Origin of the sequence: Xanthomonas sp. CFBP 8443, from assembly GCF_025666195.1 — a bacterium.
Taxonomy (GTDB): Bacteria; Pseudomonadota; Gammaproteobacteria; order Xanthomonadales; family Xanthomonadaceae; genus Xanthomonas_A.
In genome coordinates, this window is sequence record NZ_CP102592.1 from 2,759,951 (window position 1) to 2,772,868 (window position 12,918).

Genomic DNA, 12,918 nt, shown 5'->3' on the forward strand with positions numbered 1-12,918 from the left:
GCGGATCGCGTGGTGGGTTTCATCATGTATCTATTCTCCGCCATCGCGCTCGGCGAGCCAGCGGTGCAGCGCCCCCGGCACTTCGCGTTGCGCGCGGCCGGACACGTAGATGCCGATGTGGCCGCCGCGAAAGCTGAGCTCGGCGTAGTCCTCGCTGCCGACCAGGCCGCGCAGCGCGCGCGATGCGTCCGGCGGCACCAGGTGGTCCTGCTCGGCATAGACATTGAGCACCGGCATGTCGACCCGGGCCAGGTCCACGGCGTGGTCGCCGATGCGCGCGCGGCCATGCATCAGCGCGTTGTCCTGGTAGAACTGCTTGACGAACTCGCGGAACGTCTCGCCGGCCAGGTCGGGCGAATCGAAGATCCATTTTTCCATGCGCAGGAAGTCCTCCAGCGCGCGCGGATCGTCGAGGATGTCCAGCAGCCCGACGTATTTCTGCAGGTTCAACCGGAACGGCTTGAGCATCAGGTAGCTGGCGTTCATCAGATCCGCCGGCACGTTGCCCAGCGTGTCCACGAACAGATCCACGTCCACCTGGCGCGCCCAGTTGGACAGCATGTTGTCCGGAGTATGGAAATCCACCGGGGTCACCATCGTCACCAGGTTGCGCACCTTCGCCGGCTGCAGCGCCGCATAGCACAGCGAGAAGGTGCCGCCCTGGCAGATGCCGAGCACGTTGACCGGCGCGTCGGCCGTGGCCGCGCGCAGGTGGTCGACCGCGCCGTCGATGTAGCGCAGCAGATAGTCTTCCAGGGTCAGGTAGCGCTCGGACCGGTCCGGATAGCCCCAGTCCAGCACATACACGTCCTCGCCCAGCGCCAGCAGGCCCTGCACCAGCGAGCGGTCGGCCTGCAGGTCGACCATGTACGGGCGGTTGACCAGCGCATAGACGATCAGCAGCGGCACCTTCGCGGTCGGCGGCTTGTTGCCGACGAAGCGGTACAGCACCACCTTGCCGTCGCGCCACACCTCCTGCCGCTCGGTGACGCCGTACTGCACCTCATCCAGCCCGGGCAGCACGCGCAGCCCTTCCATGAGCTTGCGCTGCAGCTCCAGGGTTTCCTGCAGCAGGTCGTCGCTGCTGAAGCTCAACGGCCCTTTCATGCGCGGCCCCGGCGCGGCGCCGCGCCCGGCTTGCCACGCGCCGGCCTGGCGGCGGGCTTGGACGCCGCGGCAGACCTGGACGACGCGACAGGCTTGGATTTGACCGGCGGCTTGGACGCGGAAGCGGCGCGCTTGGTGGGCTGCTTCGCGGCGGCCTTGGCCGGCGTGCCGGCTGGCGCCGCCTTGGACGCGGGAGCAGCGTCAGGCCGCCCGCGCGGCTGCGGGCGCGATGCGGGTGCGGCGTTCTCGGTGGACTGGGGGTTCGCCGTCGCCGCGACCGGCGCGGCACCGCGCTCCAGCCGCCGCAGCCGCCGCTCCAGATCGGCGATGTGCCGATGCGCCGCATCCAGTTCGCTGCGGGTCGGCAGGCCCAATTGCTCGCACAGCTGCTCGGTCTCGCGCTGCAGCAGCGAACGCAGGCGCATCTGCGCGTTGGCGAAGCCGGCATAGACCTCGCGGAACTCCTCCGACAACGCCGAAGCCGCATAGGCTTCCTCGGCGGCGTCGATCCACAGGTCGAACATCGCCCGCGCGTTGGTCAGCTGGCGGCCGGGATCCTCGTGCTCGCGCAGCTTGGCCTCGAACACGCCGAAGGCGTTGTCGATCGCGCCCTGCAACTGGCCCATGTACGCCTGCAGCTGCGCCTGGTAGTCCTGCTGCGCCTTGGCCAGCGCGCGCCAGCGCGCATGGTGGTTGCGGCCCGGGCCGAAGCCCGGCATCTGCAGCCACGGCCCGCTGTCGCGCTGCCAGCCCTGCAGCCATTGCGCCGCCTGCTGCAGCCACGGATCCACACCGACCTGGCCGGCACCGCGGGCGGTGCCGAGCAGCCATTGCAGCATCTGCTCGCGCTGGCCCTGTACCTGCTGCTTCCACGCCGCGGCCACGTCCGCGCTGCCGGCATCGCGCCCGGCGAACTGCGCGGCCACCTGCTGCATCGCGCCGAACCAGTCGCCGGCCTGCCGCTGCAGCTGCGCCACCGCATCCTCGGCCTGCGGCGCGGTGCCGCGCGGCAGCCATTGCGCCCAGGTGTCGATCGCCTCGCGCCACGGACCGGCGGCGCCATCTGCTGGCGCTGCGGGCGCAGCCCCGCCCTGGCGCAGCGCCTCGCTCCACGCGCCCCAGTACTGCCGCGCCAACGCCTCGAAATCGCCGGCATCGTTGCCGCCGCTAGCCTTCATCGCCACCCTCCCAGGTCAGACGGGGGATGATAGCAACTGCACCCGGTCAGGGCTTGGGAATACGCAGGGTCTTGCTGATCATCAGCGAACCGGACAGCGCGAACAGCAGCACCAGCGGGTGCAGCAGCCACGGCCCCAGCCGCCATTGGCCCCACCACAGCGCGTCGCCGATGTGGCCCAGGTACGCGGCGACCGCGAGCACGATCACCAACGCCAGGCTGCTGGGGATCGGCGTGCCTTCGAAATACGGCACCTTGTCGCCGTCGCCGGCCAGCTGCTCAGCGGTGACGTTGTAGCGCGCCAGGCGGCTGACCCCGCAGCACACGAAGAAGCTCAGCACCAGCCAGTCCCAGCCGCCCTGCATGCCGCAGGCGTAGGCCAGCGCGGCCGGGGCGACGCCGAAGGAGATCACGTCGGCCAGCGAATCCAGTTCGCGGCCGAGGGTGGACGAGGACTTGCGCCAGCGCGCCACGCGCCCGTCCAGCGCATCGAACACGAACGCCAGCGGGATCAGCGCCATGCCGATCAGCAGGTCGCTGCGCCGGCCCTCCTGCAGGAAGCGCATCGACGCGAACACCGCGCCGGTGCCGCAGAAGGCGTTGGCCAGGGTGAACCAGTCGGCCAACTGGAATTCGCGCAGCATGGAGAAGTGGCGTTTCATCGGCATAGCGTGGCGGATCCGGCGTGAGAAGGGTGCGACCGGCACAGGGTAGCGTGGCGCCAGCGCAGTGGCGAGGATCGCCGCCATGGCGCCGTCGCGGCGCGCTGCTACGCTTGTCGCCCCTCGCCCACAGGTGCTTCCCATGCAGACCGTCCTGATCACCGGCGCCGCCAGCGGCATCGGCGCCGGCATTGCCCGCGAACTGGCCGCCGGCGGCCGCCACATCGTCGTCAGCGACCTGGATGCGGACGCGGCCGCCGCGGTAGCCGCGCAACTGCGCGCGGCCGGCGGCTCGGCCGAGGCGGTGGCGCTGGACGTGAGCAACGAGGCCAGCATCGATGCGGCCCTGGCGGCGATCTCGCGGCCCGTGGACGTGCTGGTCAACAACGCCGGATTGCAGCACGTGGCGCCGCTGCAGGACTTCCCGATGGCCAAGTGGAGCCTGCTGGTCGAGGTGATGCTGACCGGCGTGGCGCGGCTGACCCAGGCGCTGCTGCCGGGCATGCGCGCGCGCGGCTTCGGCCGCATCGTCAACATCGGCAGCATCCATTCGCTGGTCGCCAGCCCGTACAAGAGCGCCTACGTCGCCGCCAAGCATGGCCTGGTCGGATTCTCCAAGGCCGTGGCGCTGGAAACCGCCGACACCGACATCACCATCAACACGCTGTGCCCCAGCTACGTGAAAACCCCGCTGGTGGACAAGCAGATCGCCGACCAGGCGCGCACCCGCGGCATCTCCGAAGCCGACGTGATCGCGCAGGTGATGCTCAAGCCAATGCCCAAGGGCGTGTTCATCGACTACGACGAGCTGGCCGGCTGCGTCGCGTTCCTGGCCTCGCCGGCGGCGCGCAACATCACCGCGCAGACCATCGCCATCGACGGCGGCTGGACCGCGCAGTAGCGTGACGGCGCGTGCCGGCAACAATGGGGTTGCGGAACGGCGATCCTTGCTGGCGAATTTTTCGCCAATGCGGCGGCGGGCGTTGCGCTGCAACGCGGCCGCACTCTTATCCACAGACTTCGGCCGGTTCCATCCACACCCGCTGTGGAGAAGCGCGGCAGCGGCTGGCGAAAGTTTCGCCAGTCGGCAAAATCGGCCAGCCGTATCAGCGACTTGCCGCGCTTGCCCACAGGCTTGTGCAGGATCGATCCACAGCCGCTGTGGACAAAGGCGCGGCGGCGCTCAGGCGCGCGAGTAGCGCCACGACAGCATGCGCCCGTCGCGATACGGCATCACCCCGTGGAACGGGCGTGGATCGGCGTCGAACACCAGCGGCAGGAAATGCCGGTCGCCCTCCCACAGCGGCAGCGATGGCATGTCCGCCACCGGCACCCAGGCCAGCGTGCCCTCGGCGTTCTCGGCGAACGGTTCGCCGCTGTAGGCGCTGATCAGGAACAGGAAGCCCAGCCAGTCCTCGCCGTGCTTGCCGAAGCCGGGCCAGCTGATGGTGCCGCGCAATTGCAGCGCCTCGCATTCGATGCCGGCCTCCTCGCGGATCTCGCGGCGCATGCCGTCCAGCACGTCCTCGTCCGCCTCGACCTTGCCGCCCAGGCCGTTGTACTTGCCCAGGTGATGGTCGCCGGGCCGCGCGTTGCGATGGATCAGCAGCACCTTGGAACGATCGGGCGACAACACGTAGCCCAGCGTGGCGACGATCGGGGTGTAAGGCATGCGGCGGTCGGGCGAGTCGGCGGGCGCGCAGTATGCCGCATCCGCCGCGACGAGCGGTCTACGCCACCACTGTTACGGCAGCACGGCCTAACGTCACCACGATCTAAAGCAGCGGCACCGGCGCATCCTGCGCCGGCCGCGGCAATGGCGCGGCCGGCTTCAGCGTGGCCACGCCATGGCCGCGTTCGGCCAGGTATTCCAGCCATTTGCTGAGGAAGGTGTTCATGCGCATGCGGTGGCTGATCAGTTCCGCCGGCGGCGGATACAGGCCCATCACGTCCTGCCAGCGGCGGCCGACGTAGCAATGCGTGGTCTCGGCCTGGCGCGCGTCGCGGTACATGCGCACGTAGGCCGACGGGTCTGGCTCGCCGGTGAGCGGGTCGCACAGGTCGTAGGTCAGGCGCAGTTCCACCGTGTAGCGGTGGTGCTCGATCACGTCCAGGCGCAGGTCCAGGCCGTCGCCGATCGAGGACAGGTAGCTGCCCACGGCCAGGTCCGACGGGACGAACAGGCGATTGAGGTGAACGTAGTTCTCGGCGTACAGCCCCATCAGCCAGCCGAATCGGCTGAGCCGGGGGATGCGTTCGCTGCGGGTCAGGGCGTGCTGCATGGAGCCGATGCTACACGTTGAAACGCTCGCGCGGCAGCATTGACGGATCGCCCGCCGGGGCCTACCTTGGAGGTCTCGGCACGGCGGTTTTGCGCCCCTGCCCGACGCGCTCCTGCGCAGTCCGCCGCCTGGCGCCGCCCCATTCAGAACATCTCGCGCTGCAGGCCCAGCGTGGCCAGCACCTTGCTGGAAATCTCCTCGATCGAGGTATGCGTGGTGCTCAGGGTCGGGATCCGCTCCATCCTGAACATGGTCTCGGCCGCGGACACCTCGCGCCGGCACGTTTCCAGGTTGGAATAGCGCGAATTCGGCCGCCGCTCCTGGCGGATCTGCTGCAGGCGGTCCGGGTCGATGGTCAGCCCGAACAGCTTGCTGCGGTAGGGACGCAGCCGCGGCGGCAGCCGGTCGTGCTCCAGGTCCTCCTCGGTCAACGGATAGTTGGCCGCGCGCACGCCGTAATGCAGCGCCAGGTAGATGCAGGTCGGCGTCTTGCCGGCGCGCGAGACGGCAACCAGGATCAGGTCGGCCTCGTCGTAGTTGATCGCGATGCCGTCGTCGTGGGCCAACGCGAAGTTCATCGCGTTGATGCGGCGGTGGTAGGTCTCGAAATCGACCATGCCGTGCGCCCGCCCTACCCGCGAATGCCGCGGCGCGTTCAATTCGCGCTCCAGCGGCTCGATGAACGGCGCGAACACATCGAGCATCAGCGCGCCGCTTTCGGACAGCAGCATGCTCAGCTGCGGATCGACGCAGGAGTTGACCACGATCGGCCGCACCTGGTAACGCTCCCCCGCGGCGTGGATGCGCTGCGCCGCTTCGCGCGCTTTTTCCGGATCGTCGATGAACGACATGCGGTCGGTGACGAAGCTGAAACCGCTGAACTGGGTGAGCAGGCTATGCCCAATGGTTTCAGCGGTGATACCGGTTCCATCGGACACGTAGAACACCGGTCGGATCGTCGACATAGCCTGCATTCTCCTTGCTGAAACCCAACGGATGCACCCGCTTGAGCTTGTGCCCACTCGGGTGCGCACTGCATGATATCGGCTTCTTCCCCCACGGACGCGGCCACTCTGCCCGCCTCGGGCGATGGCCCTACGGAGCATCGCGCTTGAACGAGAACATCCTTTGGTTGCACGAGTTGCGCTTGACCGACCTGGCCCGCGTCGGTGGCAAGAACTCTTCCCTCGGCGAAATGATCGGCAACCTGGCAGGACTCGGCGTCTCGGTGCCCGGCGGTTTCGCCACCACCGCCGAAGCGTTCAAGGCGTTCGTCGCCCACAACAATCTCTACCAGCGCATCTTCGACAAACTGGCGACGCTGGACGTGGAAGACGTCGGCGCGCTGACCGTGGCCGGCAAGGAAATCCGCGGCTGGGTCACCGAGGCGCCGCTGCAGCCGGAGCTGGACCAGGCGATCCGCGAGGCCTACGCGCAGCTGTGCGCGGAGAACGGCGGCGGCGACGTGGCCGTCGCGGTGCGCTCCTCGGCCACCGCCGAAGACCTGCCCGACGCCAGCTTCGCCGGCCAGCAGGAGACCTTCCTCAACGTGACCGGCGCCGACGACGTGCTGCACAAGGTCAAGGAAGTCTTCGCCAGCCTGTACAACGACCGCGCCATCGCCTACCGCGTGCACCACGGCTTCAAGCACGAGGACGTGTTCCTGTCGGCCGGCGTGCAGCTGATGGTGCGCTCCGGCGTCGGCGCCTCCGGCGTGCTGTTCACGCTCGACACCGAGTCCGGTTTCCGCGACGTGGTGTTCGTTACCTCGAGTTTCGGCCTCGGCGAGATGGTCGTGCAGGGCGCGGTCAATCCCGACGAGTTCTACGTCTACAAGCCCACCCTCAATGCCGGCAAGCCGGCGATCCTGCGCCGTTCGCTGGGCAGCAAGCTGATTCGCATGGTGTATTCAGACGTACCAGGCGAGCGCGTGCGCATCGAGGACACCCCGGCCGAGCTGCGCAACACCTTCTCGATCAGCGACGAGGACGTGCAGGAACTGTCCAAGCAGGCACTGGTGATCGAGAAGCACTACCAGCGGCCGATGGACATCGAGTGGGCGAAGGACGGCGTCAGCGGCAAGCTGTTCATCGTGCAGGCGCGTCCCGAAACCGTGAAGTCGCGCGGCCATGCCACCCAGATCGAGCGCTTCGCGCTGGAAAAGCGCGGCACGGTGATCGCCGAAGGCCGCGCCATCGGCCAGAAGATCGGCGCCGGCGTGGCCCGCGTGGTGCGCAGCCTGGACGACATGAGCCGGGTGCAGCCCGGCGACGTGCTGGTCGCGGACATGACCGATCCGGATTGGGAGCCGGTGATGAAGCGCGCCTCGGCGATCGTCACCAACCGCGGCGGCCGCACCTGCCACGCGGCGATCATCGCCCGCGAGCTGGGCGTGCCGGCGGTGGTCGGCACCGGCAACGCGATGGAGCTGATCGAGGACGGCCGCGAGGTCACGGTCAGCTGCGCCGAGGGCGACACCGGCTTCATCTACGCCGACCTGCTGCCGTTTGAGCGCACCACCACCGACCTGGGCAACATGCCGCCGGCGCCGCTGAAGATCATGATGAACGTGGCCAACCCGGAGCGCGCGTTCGACTTCGGCCAGTTGCCCAACGCCGGCATCGGCTTGGCGCGGCTGGAGATGATCATCGCCGCGCACATCGGCATCCATCCCAACGCCCTGCTGGAGTACGCCAAGCAGGACGCGGCGACCAAGAAGAAGATCGACGAGAAGATCGCCGGCTACGCCGATCCGGTCAGTTTCTACATCAACCGCCTGGCCGAAGGCATCGCCACGCTGACCGCGTCGGTGGCGCCGAACCCGGTGATCGTGCGCCTGTCGGACTTCAAGTCCAACGAGTACGCCAACCTGATCGGCGGCAGCAACTACGAGCCGCACGAAGAGAACCCGATGATCGGCTTCCGCGGCGCCAGCCGCTACGTCGATCCGAGCTTCTCGGCCGCGTTCGCACTGGAATGCAAGGCTGTGCTCAAGGTCCGCAACGAGATGGGCCTGGACAACATGTGGGTGATGATCCCGTTCGTGCGCACCCTCGAGGAAGGCCGCAAGGTCATCGAGGTGCTGGCCCAGAACGGGCTGCGCCAGGGCGAGAACAACCTGAAGATCATCATGATGTGCGAGGTGCCGTCGAACGCACTGCTCGCCGACGAGTTCCTGGAGATCTTCGACGGCTTCTCGATCGGCTCCAACGACCTGACCCAGCTCACCCTGGGCCTGGACCGCGATTCGTCGATCGTGGCGCACCTGTTCGACGAGCGTAATCCGGCGGTGAAGAAGATGCTGTCGATGGCGATCAAGGCCGCGCGCGCCAAGGGCAAGTACGTCGGCATCTGCGGCCAGGGTCCGTCTGACCATCCGGACCTGGCCGAGTGGCTGATGCAGGAAGGCATCGAGTCGGTATCGCTGAATCCCGACACCGTGGTCGATACCTGGCTGCGCCTGGCCAAGCTGAAAGCCGCCAGCTGATGGGGACGGTAGCGACGTTGCTGGCGGCGGCCGCGACGGCCGCCCCCGCCGCGCCGGCACAGGTGCGGCAAACCTTGAGCTGGCGGGACCTGGATTGGGCGCAGTACGCGCTCAACTGGGGCGTGGCGCTGGTCATCCTGGTGCTGGGGATGTGGATCGCCAAGCGCCTGAGCCAGTGGCTGCACCGTGCGCTGATGCGCGCACGGGTGGAAACCACGCTCAGCAATTTCCTGCGCAACGTCGCCTATGCGCTGCTGCTGGTGCTGGTGTTCGTGTCGGCGCTGCAGAAGATCGGGGTGCCGCCGACGTCGCTGTTCGCGGTGCTCGGCGCGGCCGGCCTGGCGGTCGGCCTGGCGCTGAAGGATTCGCTGTCCAACATCGCCTCCGGGGTGATGCTGATCGTGCTGCGGCCGATGCGCGACGGCGACCACGTGGTCATAGCCGGGCAGGAAGGCATCGTCGACGAGATCCGGATCTTCCAGACCCGCATCCGCAGCTTCGACGAACGCATGATCACCCTGCCCAACAGCACCATCACCACCGCGCCGATCGTCAACTACAGCACCCTGCCCAACCGGCGCCTGGAGATCACTGTCGGCGTCGGCTATGGCGACGACCTGAAGAAAGCCCAGCAGCTGCTGCTGCAGATCGCCCAGGACAATCCGAACATCCTGGAGACGCCGGCGCCGTTCGTGCAGGTCACCAACCTGGGCGAGAGCACGGTGGACCTGATGCTGTTCGCCTACGCCAGGAACGGCGACTTCGGCGCGGCCAAGAGCACCACGCTGGAGAACATCCGTAACCAGCTGCTGGAGAACGGGCTCAGCATTCCCTATCCGCAGCGCGATCTGCACGTGTATCACCACGATGCCGATGGCCGCCCGATCGCCGAGCTGTTGCTGAAGGGTGTGACCGACGACGGCGAGACCAAGCAGGGCCCGCCGCTGGCCCGTTGAGGCCATCCCGGCGCGCCGCAAGACCGTGCCCGCCAGGCACGGTCCTACGCGCTGCATCGCGGGACTTCAGCGCGCGGCGCCGCCGCCCTGCCCGCTCAGCGCACCCATGAACGGACGGTAGTAGCGCAGCTCGTCGATCGAGTCGTGCACGTCGCTGAGCGCGGTGTGCGAGGAGGTCTTGTTGAGTCCCGACGCGATCGCCGGTGCCCAGCGCCGCGCCAGTTCCTTCAGCGTGGACACGTCCAGATTGCGGTAGTGGAAAAAGCGCTCCAGCCGCGGCATCTGTCGGTGCAGGAAACGCCGGTCCTGGCAGATCGAGTTGCCGCACATCGGCGAAGCGCCCGGCTTGCACCACTGCGCCAGGAACGCCACGGTCTGCGCCTCGGCCTGGCCCAGGGTGACGTTGCTGTCGAGCACGCGCTGCCACAGCCCGGAATGGCGGTGCTGGTTGCGGTTCCACTCGTCCATCGCCTGCAGCGTCTGCAGCGGATGGGCGATGGCGAATTCCGGACCCTCGGCCAGCACGTTGAGCTGTGTGTCGGTGACCACCGTGGCGATCTCGATGATCGAATCCTTGTCGGTATCCAATCCGGTCATTTCCAGATCGATCCAGATCAGACGATCGTTGTCCACGCGCGGTTCCGCCATAGCACCATCCAGTCGTTCGCGGCGGCGCTGCCGGCGCGGGGGTTTCGTATCGGTCGCGCATGATAGCGCGCGTCGCGCAGCGGCTTCACGTCCGGCGGCCGCCAGGACGCCGCGCTCAACTGCCGAGCAGCGGCCTGCCGCGCTTGGCGCGGAAATAGTTGGTCAGGCGCAGCCCGGCCGGCGCCGCCAGCACCCCGCCGCGCACCTGCACGCGGTGGTTGTGGCGCGGATCGGCCACCAGATCGAACACGCTGCCGCAGGCGCCGGTCTTCGGATCCGCCGCCGCGAACACCAGCTGCGCCACCCGCGCATGCACCACCGCCATCGCGCACATCGCGCACGGCTCCAGGGTCACGTACAGGGTGCTGCCGACCAGGCGATGGTTGCCGAGCCGGCGTCCGGCCTGGCGCAGCGCCACGATCTCGGCATGCGCGCTGGGATCGTGCTCGGCGATGTTAAGGTTCCAGCCCTCGCCCAGCACCTCGTCCGTGGCCGAGACCAGCACCGCGCCGACCGGAATCTCGTCGAACTCGCGCTCGGCGCGGTCGGCCAGGGCCAACGCGTGCAGCATCCAGCGTTCGTCGCGCGCGGCGCTGTCGTCCGCGCCGTTCATCGCGCCGCGGCGTGCTTGCGCACGAACTCGGCGAACACCGCCAGCGTGGCTTCGCTGACGTGGTGTTCGATGCCCTCGGCGTCGCGCCGCGCGATGTCCTCGTCGATGCCCAAGGCCAGCAGGAACTGCTCCACGGTCTGGTGCCGCTGCCGGCTGGCGGCCGCCAGCGCCTCGCCCTCCGGCGTCAGGAACACGCCACGGTAGGGCCGCTGCACCACCCAGCCGCCCTTGACCAGGCGCTTGAGCATCTTCGCCACGGTCGGCTGGGCCACCCCCAGGCGCGCGGCGATGTCCACCTGCCGCGCCTCGCCGCCATCGGCCAGCAAGTCGGAGATCAGCTCCACATAGTCCTCGATCAGCTCCAGGCGGTGCGCCTCGCGCACCTGGCGGAAGCTTTCGACCTGTACCTGCGCGTCGAGCAGCACCGCCCCTGGCGCCGTCAACTTCCCGCTTTTCTGCATCGCAACGCCCTTGTCCGTGCCGGCGCACGCCGGCCGCCGCCTATTCTGGCCGAAATTGCGCCTATCGCCGCGATTCGATTTGCCAATGCTAAGTAGCATAGCAAGTGCTATATACTTCTCGCGCTCCTTCCACGCGCGCTTCCGCCATGGCCGATCCCCTGCCCCTGCCCGATTCCAACGCCGCCTGGCCGCAGGCCAGCGACCCGCCGCGGCGCAGCCTCGGGCGCATGAACGGCAGCGTCGCCGTGCCCAGCGGCGGCCTCGGCTGGCGCCGCTTCCTGGCCTTCCTCGGGCCGGGCTACATGGTTTCGGTGGGCTACATGGACCCGGGCAACTGGGCCACCGACATCGCCGGCGGCTCGCATTTCGGCTACCTGCTGCTGTCGGTGATCCTGCTGTCGAACCTGATGGCGATCGTGCTGCAGGGCCTGGCGGCGCGGCTGGGCATCGCCACCGGCCGCGATCTGGCGCAGGCCTGCCGCGAACACTATTCCAGGCCGGTCAACTTCCTGCTGTGGCTGGCCTGCGAGGCGGCGATCGTGGCCTGCGACCTGGCCGAGGTGATCGGCACCGCGATCGCGCTGAAGCTGCTGTTCGGCATCCCGTTGACCATTGGCGCGATCATCACCGCGGTCGACGCGCTGCTGGTGCTGTACCTGATGCGGCGCGGCTTCCGCACCCTGGAGGCGTTCGTGATCGCGCTGCTGCTGGTGATCTTCGCCTGCTTCCTGGTACAGATCGCGCTGGCCGCGCCGCCGCTGCGCGAGGTGCTGGCCGGCTTCATCCCGCGTGCCGAAGTGGTGACCAACCCGGCCGCGCTGTACCTGGCGATCGGCATCATCGGCGCCACGGTGATGCCGCACAACCTGTACCTGCACTCGTCGATCGTGCAGACCCGCGCCTACGAACGCAACGACCAGGGCCGCCGCTCGGCGCTGCGCTGGGCGCTGACCGACAGCACCATCGCGCTGAGCCTGGCGCTGTTCGTCAACGCCGCGATCCTGGTGCTGGCCGCGGCGGTGTTCCATGCGCACGGCCGCACCGACGTGGAGGAGATCGAGCAGGCCTACGAACTGCTGGCGCCGATGCTCGGCGTCGGCCTGGCCTCGACCCTGTTCGCGGTGGCGTTGCTGGCCTCGGGCATCAACTCCACGGTGACCGCGACGCTGGCCGGACAGATCGTGATGGAAGGCTTCCTGCACCTGCGCATCCCGGCGTGGGCGCGGCGGCTGCTGACCCGCGGCCTGGCGATCGTGCCGGTGGTGGTGGTGACCTGGCTGTACGGCGAGCAAGGCACCGCCAAGCTGCTGGTGCTGAGCCAGGTGCTGCTGTCGATGCAGTTGCCGTTCGCGGTGATCCCGCTGGTGCGCTTCGTCGCCGACAAACGCAAGATGGGCGCGCTGGTGGCGCCGCGCTGGCTGATCAGGCTGTCGTGGGCGATCGCCGCGCTGATCGTGGCGCTGAACGTGAAGCTGCTCGCCGATACCCTGCTGCACTGAGCCGCGGCTGCCGCCTGGACAGCGCG

At 68.4% G+C, this 12,918-nt stretch carries 13 protein-coding genes; 4 read left to right on the forward strand and 9 right to left on the reverse strand.

Translation table 11 applies throughout. The annotated features are described in order from the left end of the window. Nucleotides 1–30 precede the first annotated feature (30 nt). From NUG20_RS11475 to NUG20_RS11485, 3 genes are read right to left on the reverse strand one after another with little or no spacing between them, the layout of a single operon-like run. Nucleotides 31–1,107 (reverse strand): class III poly(R)-hydroxyalkanoic acid synthase subunit PhaC, encoded by a 1,077-nt coding sequence (locus NUG20_RS11475; RefSeq protein WP_263394621.1) that lies wholly within the window; start codon nt 1,105–1,107, stop codon nt 31–33. After that, nucleotides 1,104–2,285, reverse strand: coding sequence for a class III poly(R)-hydroxyalkanoic acid synthase subunit PhaE (gene phaE, locus NUG20_RS11480; protein ID WP_263394622.1), 1,182 nt, complete (start codon nt 2,283–2,285; stop codon nt 1,104–1,106). Before phaE ends, NUG20_RS11475 begins: the two co-directional genes overlap by 4 nt. A 46-nt stretch (nt 2,286–2,331) precedes the next feature. Continuing rightward, on the reverse strand, nt 2,332–2,946 hold the full coding sequence (locus tag NUG20_RS11485; RefSeq protein ID WP_263394623.1) for a CDP-alcohol phosphatidyltransferase family protein: 615 nt from the start codon (nt 2,944–2,946) through the stop codon (nt 2,332–2,334). A gap of 142 nt (nt 2,947–3,088) precedes the next feature. Between NUG20_RS11485 and NUG20_RS11490 the strand changes: the two genes are divergently transcribed. Continuing rightward, on the forward strand, nt 3,089–3,847 hold the full coding sequence (locus NUG20_RS11490) for a 3-hydroxybutyrate dehydrogenase (RefSeq protein WP_263394624.1): 759 nt from the start codon (nt 3,089–3,091) through the stop codon (nt 3,845–3,847). Nucleotides 3,848–4,129: 282 nt separating this feature from the next. Here NUG20_RS11490 and NUG20_RS11495 read toward each other — a convergent pair whose 3' ends face one another. From NUG20_RS11495 to NUG20_RS11505, 3 genes are all read right to left on the reverse strand, one after another. Then, nucleotides 4,130–4,618 carry an NUDIX hydrolase gene (locus NUG20_RS11495; RefSeq protein WP_263394625.1) on the reverse strand — a complete coding sequence of 163 codons (489 nt, stop codon included), beginning with the start codon at nt 4,616–4,618 and terminating at the stop codon, nt 4,130–4,132. A gap of 103 nt (nt 4,619–4,721) precedes the next feature. After that, the gene (locus NUG20_RS11500; protein WP_263394626.1) at nt 4,722–5,228 is read right to left on the reverse strand and encodes a DUF1249 domain-containing protein; all 507 of its coding nucleotides are present in this window, start codon (nt 5,226–5,228) and stop codon (nt 4,722–4,724) included. 143 nt (nt 5,229–5,371) lie between these two features. Beyond that, the gene (locus tag NUG20_RS11505) at nt 5,372–6,193 is read right to left on the reverse strand and encodes a posphoenolpyruvate synthetase regulatory kinase/phosphorylase PpsR (RefSeq protein ID WP_263394627.1); all 822 of its coding nucleotides are present in this window, start codon (nt 6,191–6,193) and stop codon (nt 5,372–5,374) included. A gap of 146 nt (nt 6,194–6,339) precedes the next feature. On the opposite strand from NUG20_RS11505, the gene ppsA reads away from it, so the two are divergent. Continuing rightward, nucleotides 6,340–8,715, forward strand: a complete 2,376-nt coding sequence (ppsA, locus tag NUG20_RS11510; protein ID WP_263394628.1) for a phosphoenolpyruvate synthase — start codon at nt 6,340–6,342, stop codon at nt 8,713–8,715. Beyond that, on the forward strand, nt 8,715–9,671 hold the full coding sequence (locus NUG20_RS11515) for a mechanosensitive ion channel family protein (protein ID WP_263394629.1): 957 nt from the start codon (nt 8,715–8,717) through the stop codon (nt 9,669–9,671). Before ppsA ends, NUG20_RS11515 begins: the two co-directional genes overlap by 1 nt. A 66-nt stretch (nt 9,672–9,737) precedes the next feature. Here the strand turns inward: NUG20_RS11515 and orn are convergent, their stop codons facing one another. The 3 genes from orn to mntR form a co-directional block, all read right to left on the reverse strand. Beyond that, nucleotides 9,738–10,319: an oligoribonuclease gene (gene orn / locus NUG20_RS11520; protein WP_263394630.1), complete on the reverse strand. Its 582-nt coding sequence runs from the start codon at nt 10,317–10,319 to the stop codon at nt 9,738–9,740. A 115-nt stretch (nt 10,320–10,434) separates the two neighbouring features. Then, nucleotides 10,435–10,932 carry a tRNA adenosine(34) deaminase TadA gene (tadA, locus tag NUG20_RS11525; RefSeq protein ID WP_263394631.1) on the reverse strand — a complete coding sequence of 166 codons (498 nt, stop codon included), beginning with the start codon at nt 10,930–10,932 and terminating at the stop codon, nt 10,435–10,437. Then, a complete protein-coding gene (gene mntR / locus NUG20_RS11530) occupies nt 10,929–11,393 on the reverse strand; it encodes a manganese-binding transcriptional regulator MntR (RefSeq protein ID WP_263394632.1) in 465 nt (154 codons plus the stop codon). Before mntR ends, tadA begins: the two co-directional genes overlap by 4 nt. Before the next feature lie 146 nt (nt 11,394–11,539). On the opposite strand from mntR, the gene NUG20_RS11535 reads away from it, so the two are divergent. Next, on the forward strand, nt 11,540–12,892 hold the full coding sequence (locus NUG20_RS11535) for an Nramp family divalent metal transporter (RefSeq protein ID WP_286038006.1): 1,353 nt from the start codon (nt 11,540–11,542) through the stop codon (nt 12,890–12,892). Nucleotides 12,893–12,918: the final 26 nt, after the last annotated feature.